Raw genomic sequence first — 20,390 nt, 5'->3', positions numbered from 1 at the left:
GGGCGGGTGGTGCTGCCCGACCGTGACGTCCAGGTCGAGGTCCACGTTACCCATCGTTGCCCTCGTTTCGCCGTTGATAACCGGGCTGACATAGTTAAAGCTGAATTACTAGGATCCTACTGTTCGAGTGCCGCGTTGTGAAGCTGGTCGCATCGAGGCAGGCCTGGCCGAGATGGCCGGGCCGCGCGCACGGAGTGCTTCGCACCGTTGTTCAAGCTAGTGAATCGCGAGCGACGCTCAGCAAACGGATGTGGAGGCGAGAGGGACATGCCGACGCCGAGAGGGGCGGATGCCTCGAGCGAGAGGCGTCGGCGGTACACGACCGGGCGCCCCCGCACCCACGATGTCGCCGCGGCCGCCGATCGGCCTCACCGTCGAGGTCGGCCGCTGGCACGGGCGAGGCATGAGACGCCGCTGGATCTGACGTCCGGTCCCAGGGCAGTCGCCCGTCGCCGCGTATCCGTACCGGGACGGCCTGCGGTCGACCCGGCGGAGTCCGACAACGCGGGCGTGTCGGTCCGCCTGCACGCCGGCATGAATCCTCCGCGACCTCGCCGCCCGCTCCGCGACCCGTCACACGATCGACACAGTGATGGGGCATCGGCGATCGAGGTGAGCTACCCACAAAGTGGGCCAGTGGCTTGGTTGACCATCAACCGCCGGAAACCCCGCATCGTGTTGAACGAGGCAGGGCGCGGTTGGCCGTGTGCGGGCGTGTACAGGTTCGACGGTGATGCGAACGTGCTGGTGCTGGCCGGCGTGGGCGGCCGGGCAGTCCGCGCCGGTAGCAGCCGGAAGGAACTGGCCGATACCGCGCTTACCGTGCTACCACTTGACTTCGTGTCCCAGTACGGCGGCGACATCGAGGTGGCCACGCCGACGATCGCCGCCGGGCAACGTCGTCGCGAACCCTGGTGGGTTCGTGCTCGCGCAGTGCTGCGACCTGTGCGTGGCCGCCGACACCGCACGGTTCGCGGTCACCGGGGTCAAGGTGGTCAGGGGTACAAACCGTGGGTCGTGCCGCTGCCCCGGCTTGTTTCGCCGCGCATAGCCATGCGGCTTCTGCTCATCTGCGACCCAATTGACGCTGGCCGGGCATACCAGGTTGGACTGCTGAACGCGGTAGCGCCGTCATCCCGACTCGCGGAGAGCGGTGCAACGACCGGCCGAGCGCATCCTCGCGAACGCACCGCCGTCCGTGCTGGCCGCCAGGAGGAACTATGCGTCTGATGGCCGAGTCCCCGCTGGGACGCCTGCGCCACGGCGAGGCAGAGCTGGGAAGCCCGGGGCATCGCTGCCGGGACGCCCAGGAAGAACTCGTGGCCGTCGCGGCCAAGCCCGCTTCAAGAGGAGCGGGGCGCTGATGGGTGCCGCACCCCCGCCTGGGATGCGCGCTGTCGCATTCTCCTGTCTGGCCGCGTGGCGGGAACAAGTTCCCATCGCGACGGCGGCCAAGCAACGGGATGAAGGAAGGGGCTCCAAGTGAGCAGCGAGGCCGAGGCACCACTGCGGACCCGTGATCCCGCGCGCAAGGAACGCATCCTCGCCGCCGCCGCCGACCTGGTAGCCCGCCACGGCTACCACGCCGTGTCCATGGCCGACATCGGCGCCGTGGCCGGCATCACCGGCGCCGGCATCTACCGGCACTTCGACAGCAAGTCTGCCGTGCTGGTGGCGCTGTTCGACCGGGTGATCGACGGGCTGGTGCGTGAAGAGCAGGGCATCGTAGCTGGCACCGCCGACCTTCGGGAAACCCTGGACAAGTTGATTGCCGGCCAGGTCGAATTCGTGGTGCGCGATCGGGAACTGGCCCAGGTCTACCACAACGAGATCCATAATCTTCCCGAGGAAGACCGCCGCCGGCTACGCCGCAAGCAGCGGCTCTACCTCGAAGAGTGGGTACACGTCCTGATGGAGCTGCGCCCGGAACTCACCGATACCGAGGCCCGCACCATCGTGCACGCGGCCATCGGTGCTATCCAGTCGACGCTGTTCCACCGCGTCGGTCTCCCCGAACCGAGGCTGCGCGAACTGCTCGCCGAATGCGCCCGCTCGGTGCTCAACGGCGGCTGACCCCCGGACACAGGCCGTCCTGCGGCAAGCCTCCAGCACAACCAAACCATGGGTCCGGTTCGCCGTGGCCAGTGCGTGGCGCGGCCGCGGGTCGTGCGGTGGCCATGTCGGTCGGTGTCGCCCTCGGCTGGGAACCGGCGCTGGGCCTCCGGTGGCGAATTCGACGACGTACGCGGAGATGTCCACTCCGGACTCGATGCGGCTGGACGCTTGATTCCGTGAAGTTGGTGTTGACGGTCGAACGCAGTGCGGTCGCGTCGGTGGCGTTGGCCTGGCAGCGGGAGGTTTCCGCGGACCTGGACCGGGCCAACGCCGATGGTGGGGTCACCGCCATGGGGGCACGCCTAGAAGTGACTTGGCTGGTGCGTGGTTCCCGGACGGGCGAGCAGGTCGCGTCACGCGGTTTGAGACTACCGCGACCGTTGGCGCGGTAGCGGCAAGCAGGGAGTCGGAGACGAGGTGTGTCATCGGCTGGTCGTGACGTGACCGGGTAGCTGGTCGAGGTTGAAGACGAGGGTGGATCGGGCGGCCAGGCCGTGCTCGGTGTGGCAGTCGATCGCTAGCGTCGCCTGGCGGGGCTGCGCTGTGTCGTCGATGGAGAGCACGCGGCCGTCGGTGCGCAGGGTGTCGCCGGCGCAGACCGGCGCGATCATCTGCAGCCGCCTGCGCGCTAGCCAGGCGTCCGGGCCCGCCCAGGCCTTGCCGACGCGGTCGACGAAGCCGTGGAGAAACATGGTGTTGAGGTAGACGTCGCGGGCGCCCTGTTCTCGCGCGTAGGCCTGGTCGTGGTGGCCGCGGAAGAAGTCGCGGGTGGCCGCGGCGTCGAGCACGCACCGGGTGACTGTCACCGGCATCCGCACCTCGGGGAGAACCTCGACCGCGTCCGCCGGGTCAGCCGCGGCCGGGGCAGCCTGCCGCGTGGGCGGCTTGGCGTCGGAGGCGCGGTAGCGGAAGAGCACGTTGTCGTTGGTGGCGACCAGCGTGCCTTCCTGGTTCCGGCATGCGGACCGTGTGGTGACAAAGTGGCCCACGCCCAGCGCGGTGTGCTTCTCCGCGGAGACGGACTCCACGCGCTCGCTGAAGGTGAGCCGGTCGCCGACTCGCATCGGGGCGAGGAACCGGGTGTCGGTGGAGACGTTGATCAGCGTGGTGCCGGGCAGCGGCACGTCGAGGGCGAGGATCGGCGCGTGCTCCGGTCTGCCCCACGGGTTCCACGGCAGCGGGAACGCCCAGACCATGAGCATTCCGGGCGGCGAGATCAGCGCCCCGTACCGCCTCCCCGCGGCGTCGGCGTCCCAGTGGTTCTCGTCGGCGTCCTCGACGAGGGCGCAGAAGTACGCGATCTGCGCTTCGTTGACCGGAAACGGCGCCTCGGTGGTGACCTCGTGGCCGATCCAGGCCTGCGCTTCGGCGTGCGACCCGGTGACCACGTAGTTGAGCGCGTCGGCGTAGTTGACGGTCATGAGGGTGTCTCCTCCCGCGGCCGGAACTGCGGGATCGCGACGTCTCCGCGTGGTTCGAACGTGACCTGGACCGGGGTGCCAACGCGGACCGTGTCCGGGGCGCAGTCGACGACGTTGGCCATCATCCGAGGTCCTTCCGCCAGTTCGATCACGGCCAGCACGTAGGGTGCGGTGAACGCGGGGGACGGTGGCTGGTGCACGGTCGTGTAGGTCAGCACGATGCCGCGGCCGGAGGGCTCCGCCCATTCGAGGTCGGTGCACCAGCAGTAGGGACACCATGCTCGCGGGTGGTGGTGGAACCTGCGGCACGCGCGGCACCGAGGTAGTGCGAACCGGCCCTCGACGGCCGCACGCCAGTAGGGTGCGGTGTCCTCGTACAGGGTGGGAACGGGTGCGGTGGTGGTCATCGTGCGGTCCTTCCCAGGAGCACGGTGGAGTGGTCGGCCATCATTCCGCCGTAGGTGTGGACCAGGGCGATGTCCGCCTCGACCTGCCGGTCTCCCGCCTGGCCCATCACCTGGCGGGCGCCCTCGATCAGCATCGACATACCGGAGGCGTCTCCAGTGTGTCCGAAGGACAGCAGTCCGCCGTAGGTGTTGACCGGAAGGACCCCGTCCGGCGCGGCCGCACCGTTCAGGTAGAAGTGGCCACCCTTGCCGGGCTCGGCGAGGCCGGTCTCCTCCAACAGCAGGATCGGGTTGATGCTGAAGGCGTCGTAGAGCTGGGCGATGTCCACGTCCGACGGGGCGAGGCCAGCCATGGCGAACGCGGTGCGGGCCGAGACGCCCGCGCCCATGGTGGCGAAGTCGCTGGCGTGGCTGATGTTGCCGTGGTCGTGGTGCTCCCCGAAGCCGAGTAGGTAGGCGGGCTGCTGGGTGAGCTCACGTGCCAGCTCGCCGCGCATCACCAGGAACGCCGCGCCCCCTTCGCACGGCACCGAGCAGTCCAGGAGGTGAAACGGCGAGGCGATCGGCCGTGAGTCGAGAACCTGCTCGATGGTCAGCGGGCCCGCCGGTCGCATCAGCGCGTCAGGGTGGCGCAGCGCCCACTCCCGGCTGGTGACCGCGACCGCGGCCAGCGCTTCCCGCGGGGTGCCCCGCTCAGCCATGTGCCGGGTGGCGGCCAGGGCGTAGAGGGCGGGGATGAAGCTGCCGTAGGGGTACTCGAAGTCCGGGTGGCTGATCATGCGGGCCATCAGGTCGGCACCGCCGGCGCCGACCTTGGGGAACTTGCCCGCCCCCACGCACAACACTGCGTCCGCCAGCCCCGCCCTGATGGCCGTCGCCGCGCGGGTGAGCATGACGGTGTAGGTGGCGCCGCCCACGTTGATCGTTTCGCAGAACCGCGGTCGGATGCCCAGCGCGTCGTTGATCCGCTCGTGGTTGAAGACGTCGGCGCCCTGTCCGCCCGCCATGCCGGCAGGGCAGACCAGCAGCCCGTCCACGGCGTTCGGCCCGATCCCGGAGTTGGTCACGAAGTGGCGCAGGACGAGTTCCTGCATCGCCGCTCCGTCGTAGTCAGGATAGCGCCCGGGCGGAAGCTCTTCGACCGCCGCGATAGCGGGGCTGCCGGGCAGTGCTGGTGACCTCATGGTGCGCCTCGCATGTCACCGGTTCGGCCAAGACTCAGTGATCGCCAGGACCACCTTGGATCGTCAACAACAAAAGAACTCGGAGTGCCCGTGTCCGGGTCACGGTGGCGGTCAGGATTGGCCCTTCGCGCCCGGCTCCTTGGCCGGTCCTTGGGTTCGGATTCGTCCACAGTGGCACCAGGGGGCGCCTGGGGACGGGGTTCCCTTCGTCTGGTGATTGGTTCTCGCTGTTCGACGCGCACGCCTCTCCTTCTGTCAATCCCTGTCAACCGGCGCGTTCGGGGATCCCGGCTGGTGTTAGACATCTCAGCCCACTGCCACCGGCGCGCGGCACGCGTGCCGGCGGGGGTTGTGGTTGGCGCCTCTCTCCAAGTATGTTAACCATGATTAACGGAGCGTGGGAAGGCTCAGATGTGATGGCGCACACTCGGCGGATGTGTCACAGCCGCCGGGTGTGGCCGGAACGTCATGAGGTGCCACGAGATTTGGTCAAGCGTCCGGACGGTGGGTGAGTCCGCCGACAGGTTGTCGGTGCGATTCGACTTGCGGGAGCGCTGAAGAGGTGCTTCGTGCGGCGAAGGGCATCGGAGTGGAGGAGAGCCAAGGTGGACTTTCGGGAGACCGACGAGCAGCGCGCGCTTCGCGAGGCGGTGTCCAAGCTCGCCGCCTCGTTCGGCCACGAGTACTTCGTGGAGCGGGCGAAGTCGGGCCAGAAGAGCACCGAACTCTGGCAGGCCGTGGGACGGCAGGGCTTTCTCGGGGTGAACATCGATGAGGCCCATGGCGGCGGCGGGGGTGGCGTCTACGAGCTGCAACTGGTGAGCGAGGAACTCGCCGCTGCGGGCTGTCCGCTGTTGATGATGGTGGTCTCGCCCGCGATCTGCGGCACGATCATTCAGGCGCATGGCACGGACGAGCAGCGCAAGCGGTGGCTGCCCGGCATCGCCAGCGGTGAGACGATCATGGCGTTCGCGATCACCGAGCCGGACGCCGGGTCGAATTCGCACAACATTTCTACGGCGGCGACCCGGGACGGCGGCGACTACGTGCTGCGCGGAACCAAGTACTACATCTCGGGGGTGGACGAGGCGGAGGCCATCCTGGTGGTGACCCGCACAGGTACCGACACGTCCGGACGTGGCAGGCTCAGTCTGCTGATCGTGCCGACCGACGCGCCGGGGCTGGAGCGAACCGCGATCCCGGTGGAGGTCACCGCGCCGGAGACGCAGTTCACGTTGTTCTTCGACGATGTGCGGGTGCCTGCGGAGAACCTGATCGGCGTTGAGGGGGAAGGCCTCAAGCAGGTGTTCATGGGGCTGAACCCGGAGCGGATCATGGGTGCGGCGCTGGCGAACGGGATCGCGCGCTATGGCCTGGCCAAGGCGTCCGAGTACGCCCGCAAGCGGAATGTGTGGGGGGTGCCGATCGGGTCGCACCAGGGCGTTGCCCACCCGCTGGCGAACGCCAAGATCCAGGTCGAGCTGGCTCGGCTGATGACCCGGCAGGCCGCCTGGTTGCACGACGAGGGCGACCCCGCGTCTGGTGAGGCGGCGAACATGGCGAAGTACGCCGCCGCTGAGGCCGGATTGACGGCGCTGGACCAGGCGATTCAGACCCACGGCGGCAACGGGATGTCTACCGAGTACGGGCTGGCCACATTGTGGGGGCCGTTGCGGTTGATGCGGACCGCGCCTATCAGCCGGGAGATGATCCTCAACTACGTGGCCCAGCACGGTCTGGGCCTGCCGAAGTCGTACTGACCGGCGCGGACGCGATCGAAAGCGGGAAGAAGCATGCCGGTGCTGAAATCAACGCTCGACACGGCCAGCGAGACTTACCTGCTCAACCGGAAGGCCAATCTCGCCGCGCTGGCCGAACTTGACGAGCAGCTGGAGATCGTTCGTGCGGGAGGCGGCCCGAAGTACCTCGAGCGGCATCGCAAGCGGGGACGGTTGCCGGTGCGGGAGCGGATCGAGCTACTGGTTGACCGCGACGCGCCGTTTCTCGAGTTGTCGCCGCTGGCCGCGTGGGGCACCGACTTCCTGGTGGGCGCAAGCGTGGTCACCGGCGTCGGCGTCGTCTCGGACGTCGAATGTATGATCATCGCCCACGACCCGACAGTGCGCGGCGGGGCGATGAACCCGTACTCGCTGCGCAAGACGCTCCGAGCGCTGGAGATCGCGCGCCGCAACCGGTTGCCGGTGATCAATCTGGTCGAGTCCGGGGGTGCCGACCTGCCGACGCAGGCCGAGCTGTTCGTCCCCGCGGGCAAGATCTTCCACGACCTCACCGAGCTGTCCGCGATGGGGGTGCCGACCGTCGCGCTGGTGTTCGGCAACTCCACCGCCGGTGGGGCGTACGTGCCGGGCATGTGTGACTATGCTGTGCTGGTCGATCGCCAGGCGAAGGTGTTTCTCGGTGGGCCGCCGCTGGTGAAGATGGCCACCGGGGAGGAGGCCGACGACGAGGAGCTCGGTGGGGCGGACATGCACGCGCGGGTGTCCGGGCTGGCGGATCATTTCGCCGTGGACGAGCTGGACTGTATCCGGATCGGCAGGCAGATCGTGGCCGAGACCAACTGGCGCAAGCTGGGGCCGCCGCCGACGGAGCTGCCTGATGAGCCGCGCTACGACCCGGAGGAGCTGCTTGGTGTCGCCTCGGCCGACTTCCGGGTGCCGTTCGACCCTCGGGAGGTCCTGGCCAGGGTTGTGGATGGTTCCCGGTTCGGGGAGTACAAGGCGCGCTATGGCACCAGCCTGGTCACCGGGTGGGCCTCGATCCACGGTTATCCGGTCGGGGTCCTGGCCAACGCGCGCGGCGTGCTGTTCTCCGAGGAGTCCGAGAAGGCCAGCGAGTTCATCCTGCTGGCGAACCAGTCCAGCACTCCGTTGATCTTCCTGCAGAACACCACTGGCTACATGGTCGGCACCCGGTACGAGCAGGGCGGGATCATCAAGGACGGCGCCAAGATGATCAACGCGGTAACCAACAGTACGGTCCCGCACATCACGATCAACATCGGGGCGTCGTTCGGTGCGGGCAACTACGGCATGTCGGGCCGCGCCTACGATCCCCGGTTCGTCTTCAGCTGGGTCAACGCCAGGTGCGCGGTGATGGGGCCGCAGCAGTTGGCGGGCGTGCTCTCGATCGTGGGGCGTCAGGCCGCCGAAGCCGCGGGCAGGCGGTTCGACGTCGAGGCCGACGAGAAGCAGCGACATGCCATCGAGACGCAGATCGAGCGCGAGTCGCACGCTTTCTTCATGTCCGCCCGTCTGTACGACGACGGGGTGATCGACCCGCGGCAGACCCGCACGGTGCTGGGTATCGCGTTGTCCACGGCGCATTCCCGGGAGGTGGCGGGACGGCGCGGTTTCGGCGTGTTCCGGATGTGATGGAGTCGATGGTGTCCAGGATCAACAAGCTGCTGGTGGCCAACCGGGGTGAGATCGCCTCCCGGGTGATGCGCACGGCCCGTGAGCTCGACATCGGCACGGTGGCGGTGTTCTCCGACGCGGACGCGCATGCCCCCTTCGTCGCGGAGGCCGACCAGTCGGTGCACCTGGCGGGCATGGCGCCGACCGACACGTATCTGCGTGCTGACCTGCTGCTGGACGCGGCCCGGCAAACCGGGGCGGACGCCGTCCATCCCGGCTATGGCTTCCTGTCGGAGAACGCGGGCTTCGCACAGGCGTGCGCCGACGCGGGACTGGTGTTCGTCGGGCCCTCGCCTGCCGCAATCGAGGCGATGGGCTCGAAGACCGCGGCCAAGGAACTCATGGCCAACGCGGGCGTGCCGGTCCTTCCCGGCGTCGTGATCGACGACGGCGAGGAGATCAACCCGCGCTCGCTCGAGGCTCAGGTGGCCGCCGAGATCGGGTTCCCCGTCCTGGTCAAGGCCGCTTACGGCGGTGGGGGCCGCGGCATGCGGGTGGTCACGGCGGGGGCGGACCTGGCCGACGCGGTCACCTCCGCTAGGCGCGAGGCCGCCTCGGCGTTCGGCAACGCGACCGTGTTCCTCGAACGCTACGTGGACGCTCCCCGCCACGTCGAGGTGCAGATCTTCGGCGACCGGCACGGCACCGTGGTGGGCCTGTTCGAGCGCGAATGCTCGATCCAGCGGCGCTACCAGAAGATCATCGAGGAGGCGCCGTCCCCCGCGGTCGACGATCGGCTGCGCGCCGAACTGGGCCAGGCCGCCGTCGCCGCCGGTAAGGCGATCGGCTACGTCGGTGCCGGCACCGTCGAGTTCGTCCTCGACGCGAGCGGCCAGTTCTATTTCCTCGAAGTGAACACCCGGCTGCAGGTGGAGCATCCCGTTACCGAGCTGGTGACCGGACTGGACCTGGTGCGGCTGCAGCTACTCGTCGCCGAGGGTGCGCCGTTGCCATCCGAGGCGCTGGACGCGACCATCACCGGACACGCCGTGGAGGCCCGGCTGTACGCCGAGGACACCGCCGCCGGTTTCCTGCCCGCCACCGGCACGCTGCACCGCTTCGGCATTCCCCGCCTGCCCGGTGTCCGGGTCGACACGGGCGTGGCGGATGGGTCCGTGGTGAGCCCGCACTACGACCCGATGCTGGCGAAAGTGATCGCGCACGGCTCCACCCGGGACGAGGCGGTCCGGACACTGGCCCGGGCCCTCGCGGACAGCAGACTGCACGGTGTCGTCACCAATCGGGACCTGCTCGTCGGCATCCTGCGCGAGGACGAGTTCCGCTCGGGCGCGATCGACACTGGCTACCTGCGCAGGCACGACCCAGCCGAGTTGGAGCGCTCCGCGCGTGACCCGCAGGCAGTGTCGACGCATGCGCTCGCGGCGGCGCTGGCCGGACAGGCCGAGCGCAGGGCGAGGGCACGGGCGCTGGCCACCGTCCCGTCCGGCTGGCGCAACGTGGACAACGGCCCGCAGCGGGCGGCCTTCGTCGCCGACGGCGAGGACATCGACGTGACGTACCGGATTCGGGGCGGTGAGGTGACCGGGAGCGTGGCCGGGCAGGCGCTGGGTGCCGTCCACGCCTTCACGCTGGCGCCGGACCGAGTGGACATCGCCGTCGGCGGTACTCGGTGCGCGATGTCGGTGAGCCGCTACGGCGACGAAGCCCACGTCGACAGCGCGCTGGGCAGCACCCGGCTCACCGAGAAGGCCCGGTTTCCCGACCCCACCGCGGTCCGGGAACCGGGGTCGCTGCTCGCGCCGATGCCGGGGACGGTCGTGCGCGTGGCGGCCAAGCTCGGGCAGGAGGTCACGGCCGGTACCCCGATCCTCGTGCTGGAGGCCATGAAGATGGAGCACACGGTGGCGGCCCCCCATGACGGCACGGTCGCCTCGGTGAACGTCGCGACGGGGCAGGCCGTCGACGTGGGCGCGGTGCTCGCGGTCGTCGAGGAACGGATGGGCTGATGGTGGTCGCCTTCGCCGAGTTGCTCGCCGACCTGCGGGCCGAGACCCGAGTGGTCGAGGACATGCTGACTGGACTGAGCCACGCCGCGTGGGACGCGCCGACCCCGGCGGCGGGGTGGGCGATCCGCGACCAGGTCAGCCATCTGGCCTACTTCGACGAGGCGGCCACTCGGGCCGCAGTCGATCCCGACCGCTTCCGCGCGGTGGAGGCCAAGCAGGTGTCGCGAAACCCGGCGTTCGCCGACGAGGTCGCCCAGCGGCATCGGGGGCTGCCGCCGGCGGAGCTGTCGACCTGGTTCCGCGACGCGCGCCGGCGCCTGGTCGACACGGCGTCCGGACTGGACCCGAAGCTGCGGGTGCCGTGGTATGGGCCGGAGATGAGCCTCGCGTCCTCGATCACCGCCCGGCTGATGGAGACGTGGGCGCACGGCCAGGACATCGCCGACACCCTCGGCGTCGAGCGCGCCCCGACCGTGCGGTTGCGGCACGTCGCGCACCTCGGGGTGCGCACCTTCGGGTTCGTGTTCGGCCTGCACGGCAGGCCGGTTGCGGCCGACCCGGTCCGCGTCGAGCTGACCGGCCCGGACGGCGCGACGTGGACGTGGGGGCCGCCGCGAGCGCGGGACACCGTGTCCGGGCCGGCGTTGGACTTCTGCCTCGTCGTGACCCAGCGGCGACACGTCGCCGACACCGCCTTGGAGATCAGCGGGCCGGTGGCGGCCGAGTGGATGTCCATCGCCCAGGCCTTCGCCGGCCTACCGGGACCGGGGCGTGCGCCAGGTGAGCTCGCCAGGAAGGAGACGACGGTCCGATGACCTCCCGTCCGGTGCGGATCGGCAACTGTTCCGGCTTCTACGGCGACCGCGTCGCCGCGGCCAGGGAGATGGTGGAGGGCGGCCCGATCGACGTCCTCACCGGTGACTACCTGGCCGAGCTGACCATGTTGATCCTGTGGAAGGCGAAGCAGAAGGATCCGGGCGCCGGGTATGCCAAGACGATCCTCACGCAGATGGAGCAGGTGCTGGGCACCTGCCTCGACCGCGGGATCCGGGTGGTGACCAACGCGGGCGGACTGAACCCGGCCGGCCTCGCCGAGCGGCTCACCGAGCTGGCCGAGCGCCTCGGACTGTCACCGCGCATCGCCCACATCGAGGGCGACGACCTCACGAACACGATCGATGACCTCATCGCCGCCGGGCATCCCCTTGCACATATGGACACGGGGCGTCCGCTCGCCGACGCGGGTGTGAAGCCGGTCACGGCCAACGTCTACCTGGGCGGCTGGGGCATTACCGAAGCCCTGACCGCCGGCGCCGACATCATCGTGTGCCCCCGGGTCACCGACGCCTCCCTGGTCACCGGCCCGGCCGTGTGGTGGCACGGCTGGGCCCGGACCGACTACGACGCGCTGGCCGGCGCGGTCGCCGCTGGGCACATCATCGAGTGCGGCCCCAGGCAACCGGCGGCAACTACTCCTGGCCGCACGAGGTGACCGACCGACGCTATCCCGGCTTTCCCATCGCCGAAGTCGCCGCCGACGGGTCCAGCGTCATCACCAAGCATCCGAACACCGGAGGCATCGTGTCGGTGGGCACGGTCACCGCCCAGCTGCTGTACGAGATCGCCGAACCCGCCTACCCCAACCCCGACGTGGTAGCGCACTTCGACACCATCACCCTGACCCAACAGCAGCCCGACCGGGTCCGCGTGTCCGACGTTCGGGGCAGCGCGCCACCGGACACGGCGAAGGTCGCCATGAACTACGTCGGCGGCTACCGCAACACCATGACATTCGTCCTGACCGGCCTCGACATCGAGGACAAGGCCGCCTGGACCGAAGGACTGCTGTTCGACATCCTCGGCGGCAAGGACACCTTCGCCGAGACCGACGTGCGCCTGATGCGGTTCGACACCGACGATGCCCCGACCAACGAGCAGGCCACCGCCCACCTGCGGATCACCGTCAAGGACCCGGACGCGCGCAAGGTCGGGCGAGCCTTCTCCGGCGCGGTTATGGAGGTCATCCTCGCCGGGCCCGCCGGGCTGCACACCACGACGTCGCCCACCGCCGAGAGCGCCTACGGCGTGTACTGGCCCGCCCTGATCCCCGCCGACCTGATCGAACAACGGGTCGTGCTGCCAGACGGCACGACCCGAACGACCGGCCGCGCCGAACACGCCCCAGTCACCAGCCGGCCCCTGCCCACACCCGATCCGGCCACGATGGCGGAGTGGGCACCGACCCGGACGGTCCCACTGGGGCGGATCTGCGGGGCGCGGTCGGGTGACAAGGGCGGCAACGCCAACGTCGGCGTGTGGGTCCGCACCGACACGGCCTACGCCTGGCTGCGCGACCATCTCACCGTCGACAGGCTGCGGGCCCTGATCCCCGAGGCCTCGCCGCTGACCGTCCGGCGTCACGAGCTGCCGAACCTGCGGGCGCTGAACTTCGTGCTGGTCGGCCTGCTCGGCGAGGGCGTGGCCGCCTCGGTACGGCCCGACCCGCAGGCGAAGGGGCTCGGCGAGTACCTGCGCTCCCGCCACGTGCCGATCCCCGTCACCGTGCTCGAGGAGGACGCGCCGCCGTCCTGGCAGGAGGATGACCATGATGTCTGGTCCCATCGACGTGACCAGTCTTCGCGGCCGCCACGAAACCCAACGCTGGAACCGGGTCAGCGTCGGCGATCTGTGTGAGCGGCTGGTCTGGAGCCGCCCCGACAAGGCGGCGGTGGTGGGCCGCGACGGTGCCTACGCCTATCCCGAGCACCGCAGGCTGACCTACCGCGATGTCGACGAGCTGGCCAACCGGGTGGCGAACGCGCTCGCCGCGCAGGGCCTGTCCGAGGGCGAGCGGGTGTTGCTGTTATGCGAGAACTCGGTCGAGGCGCTGGTCACCAAGCTGGGCATCGCCAAGGCGGGGCTGGTGTGCGCGCCGGTCAACCCGTCGTTCGCGCCCGATGTCGGCAGCTACCTCATCGAGCACGTCGAGGCCCGGTTCGCCTTCGTCGATGCCGAGCTCTGGCCGGTCGCCGAGGGCCCCGTCACCGCCGCCGGGCTGACCCCGATCGTGTTGCGGTCGGCGGGGACGTGCCGGAGGGCGTGCTGAGCTGGACCTCTTTCGTCGACGGCGCGCCGGCCGACGAGCCCGATGTCGCGATCCACGGTGACGACATCTGGTAGATCCTGTTCACCTCGGGCACCACGTCCATGCCCAAGGGCGTGATGCTGTCGCACCACTACAGCTACTTCGGCGCGTACAGCTTCGCGTTGCCGTTCAGCCGCGGTCTGCGATTCGAGTCCGGTCTGGTACTGGGCACGTTCCTGCCGATCGTCTACCACATCGGCGACCAGCTGATGCTCTCGACGTTCCTGACCGGTGGGACAATGGTGCTCGGCCGGCGTCCCGACGCCCAGCAGATCGCCGAAGCGATCACCCGCGAGTCCGTCACCGCGTTGTGGGCTGGCTCGCCCGCGATGGTCGACGTGCTGTCGGCCAACCCGGTCCGCTACGACCCTCGATCGCTGCGCGTGCTGGTCTACGGCTGGGCCGCGCTGCCGCCGGGCACTGTGGCCCAGCTCAAGCGGCTGTGCGGCGAGGAACTGCAGCCCATGGAGATCCTGGGGCAGACGGAGGCGATCGCGTGTCACCGCTTCTGGGTGGACCAGTGGCGGGACACCTTCCTGAGGACCGCGCCCGAACAGAACTACGTCGGGCTCTCCAGCCCGGTGCTGGCCGCGAAGATCGTCGACGAACAGGGCCACGACCTGACGGACAAACCAGGCACGCCCGGCGAGGTTGTCTACCGCTCGCCCGTAGTGACCGCCGGCTACTACCGCAACGAGGCGGCGACCAAGGAAGCGTTCCGGGACGGCTGGTTCCACTCCAGGGACAGTTGCCGCGACGACGCCGACGGCCTGCGCGTCATGCTCGACCGGTACAAGGACATCGTCAAGACCGGCGGGGAGAACGTCTCCAGCCTGCGCGTCGAGTCGGTACTGCACCAACACCCCGCGGTGGCCAAGGCCGCGGTAGTCGGCTTGCCCCACGAGCGGTGGGGTGAGGCGGTGACCGCGTTCGTGGTGCCCACCGACGGCCAGACGGTCACCGAGGAGGAGGTCACCGAGTTCTGCCGCTCCCGTCTGGCCGGGTTCGAAACACCCAAACGAATCGTGGTCACCGACGCGTTGCCCGAAACCGTCGGCGGCAAGGTGCTCAAGTACAAGATCCGGGCCGAGCACCAGACCCTGTACCACGGATGACCTACCGGCGGGTACTAGTGAGTTGACATTAACCTAGAGGTATGGCACACATCATCGCGGCGCGCCGCGGCGCGTGGCAGAAGGGCGACTCCCGCCGGCGCAACGAGGTTGGCGAGCCAACGGCGTGTGATGTTGGCGATGCCGAGCCGGCGGGTTGTAAATGGCTGATAACGTCTTGCTTGTTCGGAGTCGAAACGGGCGTGCAGGGGAACGAGCGAATGACCGGTGAAAGGGAAGATGGGCAGCGTTCGGGATCGGGCATTCCCACGGGGCCGCTGAGTGGCTTTCCCGCGGTGGGCGGCGGTTCGGCGTCACTGTGCGCTGGTTGTCGGCAGGCGGGGCGCTGCCGACTGGGAATCGAGGCGGTCGAAACGCGGGACGACGGTAGCGTGGTCGGGCGGTTTCGGCTGGGCGCCGAGCATGAGGGTGCCGGTGGCGTCGCGCATGGCGGGTCGGTCATGGCGGCCTTCGACGAGGTGTGCGGTGTGGTGCCGTGGTCCGCCTCCGTGCTCGCGGTCACGGCGGACATGCAGGTGTCGTTTCGCCGCCCGGTCCCCATCGAGCACGACCTCGACATCCGAGCGTGGTCGGAGAACCGAGACGAGCGCGGATGGTGGACCATTGCCGCGGAGCTGCTCCTGCCTGGGCCGAACATGGTCCTCGCGACCGCGCGGGGTCGTTTCGTCGAGCGCGATCCGGAACGTCACTACGCCCGCTTCCACCAGTGGCTGAGTGAGCGGACAGGTCGGACCAGCGATGCCCACGCCTGAGCGCGTCCGGACCGTGACCGTCGGTTTCCCGGACTAGGAGGGTGAACGGAGATGACAACGCGGGCGCTCGCCTATGAGCTCGTCGACGAGGTGGCCTGGGTGACGATCAACCGGCCGGAGGCGCGCAACGCGCTCAATTCGAAGGTTCGGTCCGCGCTGTTCGAGGCGTTCGACGCCTTCAACGCCGATCGCGACGCGAAGGTGCTGGTGCTCACCGGCGCCGGTGACGCTGCTTTCTGCGCCGGGGGAGACCTCAAGGAGATGGCCGACACGGAGTTGACTGTGCCGCCAGCGGACTTCGTTCCGCACCTCGGCCGCAACGTCAAGGTCGACAAGCCCACCATCGCGGCGGTCAACGGGGTGGCCTACGCCGGTGGTTTCCTGCTTGCCCAGATGTGCGACCTGGTCGTGGCCGCCGAGCACGCCCGGTTCGCGGTCACGGAGGTCAAGGTGGGCCGGGGTGCTCCGTGGGCCGCGCCGCTGCCGTGGCTCATTCCGCCGCGCGTGGCACTGCAGATCCTGCTGACCGGGGAGCCCATCGATGCCGCGCGGGCCCACCAGATCGGTCTGGTCAACGAGGTGGTCCCGGCCGGGGAGCTCCGGGAGGCGACGCAGCGCCTGGCGAAACGCATCGCGGCGAACGCGCCGCTGTCCGTGCTCGCCGCGAAGGCGATGGTGTACGCGGCCGCCGACCGCGGGTGGCACGACGCGCTGGACGAGGCTGACCGGATATGGGAGCCCGTCTACCTGAGTGAGGACGCGCAAGAGGGACCGCGCGCCTTCCGCGAGAAGCGCAAGCCGGTGTGGCGCGGCAGGTAGCCGATTGCGCCCGCGCAGACCCGGCGACTGGCACCACGGGATCCGACCCACACCGGGTAGGTCGGACAGCGTGCGTCATCAACTAGCGGGGCGGGCGGCCCCACACCGGATTGCGGCCACGGCCTGTCCTTGTCTTCCCGCTGTGGGGCCACCCGGACGGTGTGCTCAAGCGCGCGGGCCACACCAGAGCCTTGATCGAAGCGTGCCCGGCTCGCCGGCCGCGCGCTCAGGCCGGTGCGATCCACGGCACGGGGGAGGGCGTGCTGAGGCTGTGGGGGCACTCCAACCGTTGTCGGTGTCAGAGCGAGGGCGGGGGTGCGCCTCAGCTGAGCCTGTGCTCAGTGGTGGCGGGTCGTCAGCGGTCGCCCGTGTGGGTTGGCGGCGTGTGGCTGGTGAGGAAGTTGTCGACAAGGTGTGCGCAGAACTGTTCGTCGTTGGGGGTGCCGGTGACGAGGCGGTTGAAGATGAGGGGGCCGATGAGTTGGGCGAGGGCGGTGGTGGTGTCGGTGCCGGGGCGGAGTGTGTTGTGGGCGGCGTCGCTGGTGAGGACGGCGTCGAAGGGTTGGCGGTATTGCTCGATGATGCGGCGGCGCAGGGTGTGCAGGTGTGGCCGGTCGCTCTGGGTGGGGGTCGAGGGTGTTGGTGCGATGCTCATGCCGAGCCAGGACAGCACGGTCAGTTGCAGGGGGGCGTGGTCAATGAGGTGGGCTTGGTTGGTCAGCAGCGTGAGCAGCCGTTCGCGTAGGGGGCCGTGGGCGGGTGCGGGTGCGACGGGGGGCAGCAGGCGTTCGAAGGCGGCGGCGAGCAGTTCGGTGCCGGTGCCGAAGTGGCGGTAGAGGGTGGCGCGGGCGATGCCGGCGGTGCGGGTGACCGCGTCGATGGTGACCGCGTCGATGCCGCCTTCGGCCAGTAGGTGGGTGGCGGCGTCGAGCAGCCGTGCGCGGGAGCGTGCCAGCCGCGGGTCTTCGTCCGGGGTGCTGGGTGTGGGGGCGGCGGTGGACATCGATCTCCTGCGTATCCGGAGGGCGGCGCGGGCGTGAACAAGCCTAACGACAGCCGGACTTGTGAAACCGTCAGTCTAGGTCCGATACTGTCGGTTCACAAATGTTCGAGTCTTGCGGGTGATGCGTGTGGCGGAGTCGGCCGGGGAAGCGGGCGGGGCGCGCCGTGGCTGGACGCTGGCGGTGTCGTGTCTGGCCGTGGCGTTGGTGATGGCCGGGGTGGCGTCGCTGACCACGGCGTTGCCGGAGCTGGCTGCGGATATCGGGGCGAGTCAGACGCAGGCGACGTGGATTGTGGATGCCTACACGTTGGTGTTGGCGGGCGTTCTGTTGCCGGCGGGCGCGGTGGGGGACCGTCTCGGGCGGCGCGGTGTGCTATTGGCTGGACTGGTCGTGTTCGCGGTGGGTTCGGCGCTGCCGCTGGTGATGGACACGCCGACAGGGGTGATTGTGTGCCGGGCGGTCGCGGGGTTGGGGGCGGCGCTGGTGATGCCGGCGACGTTGTCCCTGCTGACCGCGGAGTTCCCTGCCCGGCAGGCCGCGCGTGCGGTGGGAGTGTGGGCGGGTTTTGCCGGGGCGGGTGCGGTGCTGGGCATTCTCGGGGCCGGCGCGTTGTTGTCGGTCTGGTCGTGGCAGGCGGTGTTCGTGGCCACCGCGGTGTTGGCGCTGCTGCTGGTGGTGGGTGGCTGGTTCGTGCCGTCGTCGCGTGAGCCCGCGGCGCCCGGGCTGGATGTGCCGGGGGCGGTGCTGTCGGCGGCGGCGGTGGGGTTGGTGGTGTTCGGGGTGATCGAGGCTCCCGATCACGGCTGGGACAGTGCGCTGGTGGTCGCCTCGCTCGGTGGTGGGGTGCTGGCGGGGGCCGGGTTCGTGCTCGTCGAACGACGACGGGCGGCACCGTTGCTGCAGGTCGGGTTGTTCGGCGACCGCGGGTTCGGTGCTGGCGCGGTGTCGCTGGTGGTGCAGTTCCTGGCCGCGTTCGGGGTGTTCTTCCTGCTGATGCAGCATCTGCAGCTGGTGTGGGGCTACTCGCCGCTGCGGGCGGGGCTGGCGTTGGCGCCGGTGGCCGTTCCGCTGGTCGTGGCCGCGGTGCTCGCACCGTGGGTGAGCGAGCGGGTGGGGTTGCGGGTGATGACCGGCGCCGGCCTGGCGTTGGTGGCTGGTGCGCTGGTCGGGATCGGCGGGCTGGGGGTGGACGAGGACTATCCGCGGCTGGTGGTGTTCCTCGGTGTGTTCGGGCTCGGTCTGGGCATCTGCGCGACACCGGCCACCGCCGCCATCGTGCGCGGGGTTCCCCGCGCCAAACAGGGCGTGGCCTCCGCGGTCAACGACGTCACCCGGGAACTCGGTGCCGCGGTGGGGATCGCGCTGGCCGGCAGCCTGCTCGCCAGCAGCTACCGCACCCATCTCGCCCCGCAGATCACCCACCTCCCCGCCGCAACTCGCGCCCAGGCCAGTGATTCGCTGGCCGCCGCGCTGCGGCTGGCCGGCGACACGCCCGCCGGACCTGATCTTGCCGCCGCGGCGCGGCGCGCCTTCGTCGACGGGTTCCACGACACCCTCAGCGCCCTTGCCGTGATCACCGCGGTCACGGCCGTCGCGCTCACGGCGTGGGCTCCCGGACGCCACCGCGTGGACGGGCCGTCGCAGCCTGCGGAAACCTGCGGCAGTGACGCTACCGACTCTGCATTTGTCGCCGAACAGGACAGGAGTACTTCGTGACCGGACGACGCGTTATCAGCGACTACCCGCACCAGCTGGCCGGGCATTGCGGGTCAGGAGCGCTGCGCGACCTGATGCAGTGGGCCCGGCTGTCCTACGACGAGACGCCACTGGATGAAGGCACCGTGTTCGGGCTCGGCGGCGAACTCGGGTTCAGCTACCTGCGCCATCCCGCCATGAGCCCGCCGATCTACCTCGTGGGTCGGGGCCCCGACCTCACCGGTGGGTTCACCCGCCGTCTCGGGATCACCGCCACCCAGCATGCCACCGATGACCCCGACGAAGGCTGGGCCTGGGTCCGCGAGGAACTCGACCACGGGTATCCGGTGCTGTGCTGGGCCGACATCGCCCATCTCCCGTATCTGCGGGTGCGGCTGAGCATGAGCCGCCACGACATCGTGATCACCGGCTACGACGACCACACCCGTACCGCTACCGTCGTCGACAACGACCGCGCCGACCCCCAACCCGTCCCCTACGACGCGCTGGCCCGCGCCCGCAGCTCCACCGGATTCCCCGTACCCACCCGGCACACCACCTACCGGCTGCGCTACCCCACCCAGCTACCGCCCCTGGCCGACACCGCCGCCGACGCCTGCCACGCTGCCGCTCGAGCTCTGCGAAATGCCCAGTCACTGCTGCCTGCCGGTCAACTCGACGGGGTGGCCGACCTCGTGCATGGCGCCGGCCTGGACGGCATCAGCGTCTTCGTCGACGACCTGCGGCGCTGGCCCGACGTGTTCACCCCCACGCAACTGGATACCGTGCTCACCGCGCTGGCCGCGTTCATCGACAAGGCCGGCACCGGCGGCAGCCTGTTCCGCCGGCTGCAAGCCGACTACCTGCACTACCTCAACCAGCGCACCGGCCTGCCCATAGCAGGACAAGCCGCCGACCTCTACGCCCAGCTCACCCAGCTCTGGCACGGCCTCGCCCGCATCGCCACCGCCGACATCTCCACCACCACCCGCGTCACCGCGCTCGCCGACACCGCGGAACATCTCCCCGAACTCGAACAACAAGGCGCCGATCTGCTCGACCTCCTTGCCCGCGAACTCAGCTCTTGACGCCCCGGAGACGCCGTGACCACTCCCACACCCCTCACCTACCGCCGCGCGGGCCTCACCCTGGCTGGTGACCACTGGACCGCACCACCAGCCACCCCATCGCCGCGGCACCGCCGTCCTGCATTCAGGTACTGGTGGGCGGCATCGAGCAGGGCGGCGTAGTCGGTCTCGGCGAAGCTGCGGCGTTCGCCTTTGCGGGGGCGGTGGATCTTGACCCGGTACAGCA

The 20,390-nt window shown here is 69.6% G+C and carries 15 protein-coding genes and 1 pseudogene; 12 read left to right on the top strand and 4 right to left on the bottom strand.

Annotation, left to right across the window (positions count from 1 at the left end):
* Nucleotides 1–1,482: 1,482 nt before the first annotated feature.
* On the top strand, nucleotides 1,483–2,073 hold the full coding sequence (locus BAY60_RS35990) for a TetR/AcrR family transcriptional regulator (protein ID WP_009156892.1): 591 nt from the start codon (nucleotides 1,483–1,485) through the stop codon (nucleotides 2,071–2,073).
* A gap of 464 nt (nucleotides 2,074–2,537) precedes the next feature.
* Here the strand turns inward: BAY60_RS35990 and BAY60_RS35985 are convergent, their stop codons facing one another.
* The 3 genes from BAY60_RS35985 to BAY60_RS35975 are packed head-to-tail and all read right to left on the bottom strand — an operon-like array spanning nucleotide 2,538 to nucleotide 5,037.
* On the bottom strand, nucleotides 2,538–3,536 hold the full coding sequence (locus tag BAY60_RS35985) for an FAS1-like dehydratase domain-containing protein (RefSeq protein ID WP_009156891.1): 999 nt from the start codon (nucleotides 3,534–3,536) through the stop codon (nucleotides 2,538–2,540).
* On the bottom strand, nucleotides 3,533–3,943 hold the full coding sequence (locus tag BAY60_RS35980) for a Zn-ribbon domain-containing OB-fold protein (RefSeq protein ID WP_009156890.1): 411 nt from the start codon (nucleotides 3,941–3,943) through the stop codon (nucleotides 3,533–3,535). Before BAY60_RS35980 ends, BAY60_RS35985 begins: the two co-directional genes overlap by 4 nt.
* Entirely contained in the window at nucleotides 3,940–5,037 is a 1,098-nt protein-coding gene (locus BAY60_RS35975) for a thiolase family protein (protein WP_198285911.1), read from the bottom strand. Before BAY60_RS35975 ends, BAY60_RS35980 begins: the two co-directional genes overlap by 4 nt.
* Nucleotides 5,038–5,732: 695 nt before the next feature.
* On the opposite strand from BAY60_RS35975, the gene BAY60_RS35970 reads away from it, so the two are divergent.
* The 9 genes and pseudogenes from BAY60_RS35970 to BAY60_RS35935 all read left to right on the top strand — a co-directional run bounded on the left by BAY60_RS35970 (nucleotide 5,733) and on the right by BAY60_RS35935 (nucleotide 16,377).
* The gene (locus tag BAY60_RS35970) at nucleotides 5,733–6,887 is read left to right on the top strand and encodes an acyl-CoA dehydrogenase family protein (protein ID WP_112285737.1); all 1,155 of its coding nucleotides are present in this window, start codon (nucleotides 5,733–5,735) and stop codon (nucleotides 6,885–6,887) included.
* A gap of 33 nt (nucleotides 6,888–6,920) precedes the next feature.
* A complete protein-coding gene (locus BAY60_RS35965) occupies nucleotides 6,921–8,519 on the top strand; it encodes an acyl-CoA carboxylase subunit beta (RefSeq protein ID WP_112285736.1) in 1,599 nt (532 codons plus the stop codon).
* Nucleotides 8,520–8,527: 8 nt separating this feature from the next.
* Complete coding sequence (locus BAY60_RS35960) at nucleotides 8,528–10,528, top strand: ATP-binding protein (protein WP_245992971.1); 2,001 nt, start codon at nucleotides 8,528–8,530, stop codon at nucleotides 10,526–10,528.
* Nucleotides 10,528–11,343 (top strand): TIGR03084 family metal-binding protein, encoded by an 816-nt coding sequence (locus BAY60_RS35955; protein WP_170160669.1) that lies wholly within the window; start codon nucleotides 10,528–10,530, stop codon nucleotides 11,341–11,343. The genes BAY60_RS35960 and BAY60_RS35955 overlap by 1 nt, the downstream gene beginning before the upstream one ends.
* Nucleotides 11,340–13,096 (top strand): annotated as a pseudogene (locus tag BAY60_RS35950) (acyclic terpene utilization AtuA family protein); the annotation flags it as partial. The gene BAY60_RS35955 and the pseudogene BAY60_RS35950, both read left to right, overlap by 4 nt.
* Nucleotides 13,097–13,154: 58 nt before the next feature.
* Nucleotides 13,155–13,634 carry an AMP-binding protein gene (locus BAY60_RS38245; RefSeq protein ID WP_245992970.1) on the top strand — a complete coding sequence of 160 codons (480 nt, stop codon included), beginning with the start codon at nucleotides 13,155–13,157 and terminating at the stop codon, nucleotides 13,632–13,634.
* A 101-nt stretch (nucleotides 13,635–13,735) separates the two neighbouring features.
* On the top strand, nucleotides 13,736–14,788 hold the full coding sequence (locus BAY60_RS38240) for a class I adenylate-forming enzyme family protein (RefSeq protein WP_245992969.1): 1,053 nt from the start codon (nucleotides 13,736–13,738) through the stop codon (nucleotides 14,786–14,788).
* A 41-nt stretch (nucleotides 14,789–14,829) separates the two neighbouring features.
* Complete coding sequence (locus BAY60_RS35940) at nucleotides 14,830–15,558, top strand: PaaI family thioesterase (protein ID WP_110341414.1); 729 nt, start codon at nucleotides 14,830–14,832, stop codon at nucleotides 15,556–15,558.
* 51 nt (nucleotides 15,559–15,609) lie between these two features.
* Nucleotides 15,610–16,377: an enoyl-CoA hydratase/isomerase family protein gene (locus tag BAY60_RS35935; RefSeq protein WP_112285734.1), complete on the top strand. Its 768-nt coding sequence runs from the start codon at nucleotides 15,610–15,612 to the stop codon at nucleotides 16,375–16,377.
* A gap of 355 nt (nucleotides 16,378–16,732) precedes the next feature.
* Here BAY60_RS35935 and BAY60_RS35930 read toward each other — a convergent pair whose 3' ends face one another.
* A complete protein-coding gene (locus BAY60_RS35930) occupies nucleotides 16,733–17,380 on the bottom strand; it encodes a TetR/AcrR family transcriptional regulator (protein ID WP_110341410.1) in 648 nt (215 codons plus the stop codon).
* 121 nt (nucleotides 17,381–17,501) lie between these two features.
* On the opposite strand from BAY60_RS35930, the gene BAY60_RS35925 reads away from it, so the two are divergent.
* Both BAY60_RS35925 and BAY60_RS35920 read left to right on the top strand, forming a co-directional pair.
* Complete coding sequence (locus BAY60_RS35925; RefSeq protein WP_112285733.1) at nucleotides 17,502–19,097, top strand: MFS transporter; 1,596 nt, start codon at nucleotides 17,502–17,504, stop codon at nucleotides 19,095–19,097.
* Nucleotides 19,094–20,164, top strand: a complete 1,071-nt coding sequence (locus BAY60_RS35920) for a BtrH N-terminal domain-containing protein (protein WP_112285732.1) — start codon at nucleotides 19,094–19,096, stop codon at nucleotides 20,162–20,164. The genes BAY60_RS35925 and BAY60_RS35920 overlap by 4 nt, the downstream gene beginning before the upstream one ends.
* The last annotated feature ends 226 nt before the right edge of the window (nucleotides 20,165–20,390 follow it).

Source organism: Prauserella muralis (assembly GCF_003202285.1).
Lineage (GTDB): Bacteria > Actinomycetota > Actinomycetes > Mycobacteriales > Pseudonocardiaceae > Prauserella_B > Prauserella_B muralis.
The sequence above is the reverse complement of the archived record's forward strand: the minus strand, read 5'-3'. Positions and strand labels throughout refer to the sequence as shown.

Bases quoted from the DNA above. Each gene is read 5' to 3' on its own strand.
- BAY60_RS35985 (WP_009156891.1), bottom strand. From the start codon at position 3,536: ATGACCGTCAACTACGCCGACGCGCTCAACTACGTGGTCACCGGGTCG.
- BAY60_RS35980 (WP_009156890.1), bottom strand. From the start codon at position 3,943: ATGACCACCACCGCACCCGTTCCCACCCTGTACGAGGACACCGCACCC.
- BAY60_RS35975 (WP_198285911.1), bottom strand. From the start codon at position 5,037: ATGCAGGAACTCGTCCTGCGCCACTTCGTGACCAACTCCGGGATCGGG.
- BAY60_RS35965 (WP_112285736.1), top strand. From the start codon at position 6,921: ATGCCGGTGCTGAAATCAACGCTCGACACGGCCAGCGAGACTTACCTG.
- BAY60_RS35960 (WP_245992971.1), top strand. From the start codon at position 8,528: ATGGTGTCCAGGATCAACAAGCTGCTGGTGGCCAACCGGGGTGAGATC.
- BAY60_RS35955 (WP_170160669.1), top strand. From the start codon at position 10,528: ATGGTGGTCGCCTTCGCCGAGTTGCTCGCCGACCTGCGGGCCGAGACC.
- BAY60_RS38240 (WP_245992969.1), top strand. From the start codon at position 13,736: ATGCCCAAGGGCGTGATGCTGTCGCACCACTACAGCTACTTCGGCGCG.
- BAY60_RS35940 (WP_110341414.1), top strand. From the start codon at position 14,830: ATGGCACACATCATCGCGGCGCGCCGCGGCGCGTGGCAGAAGGGCGAC.
- BAY60_RS35935 (WP_112285734.1), top strand. From the start codon at position 15,610: ATGACAACGCGGGCGCTCGCCTATGAGCTCGTCGACGAGGTGGCCTGG.
- BAY60_RS35930 (WP_110341410.1), bottom strand. From the start codon at position 17,380: ATGTCCACCGCCGCCCCCACACCCAGCACCCCGGACGAAGACCCGCGG.
- BAY60_RS35925 (WP_112285733.1), top strand. From the start codon at position 17,502: ATGCGTGTGGCGGAGTCGGCCGGGGAAGCGGGCGGGGCGCGCCGTGGC.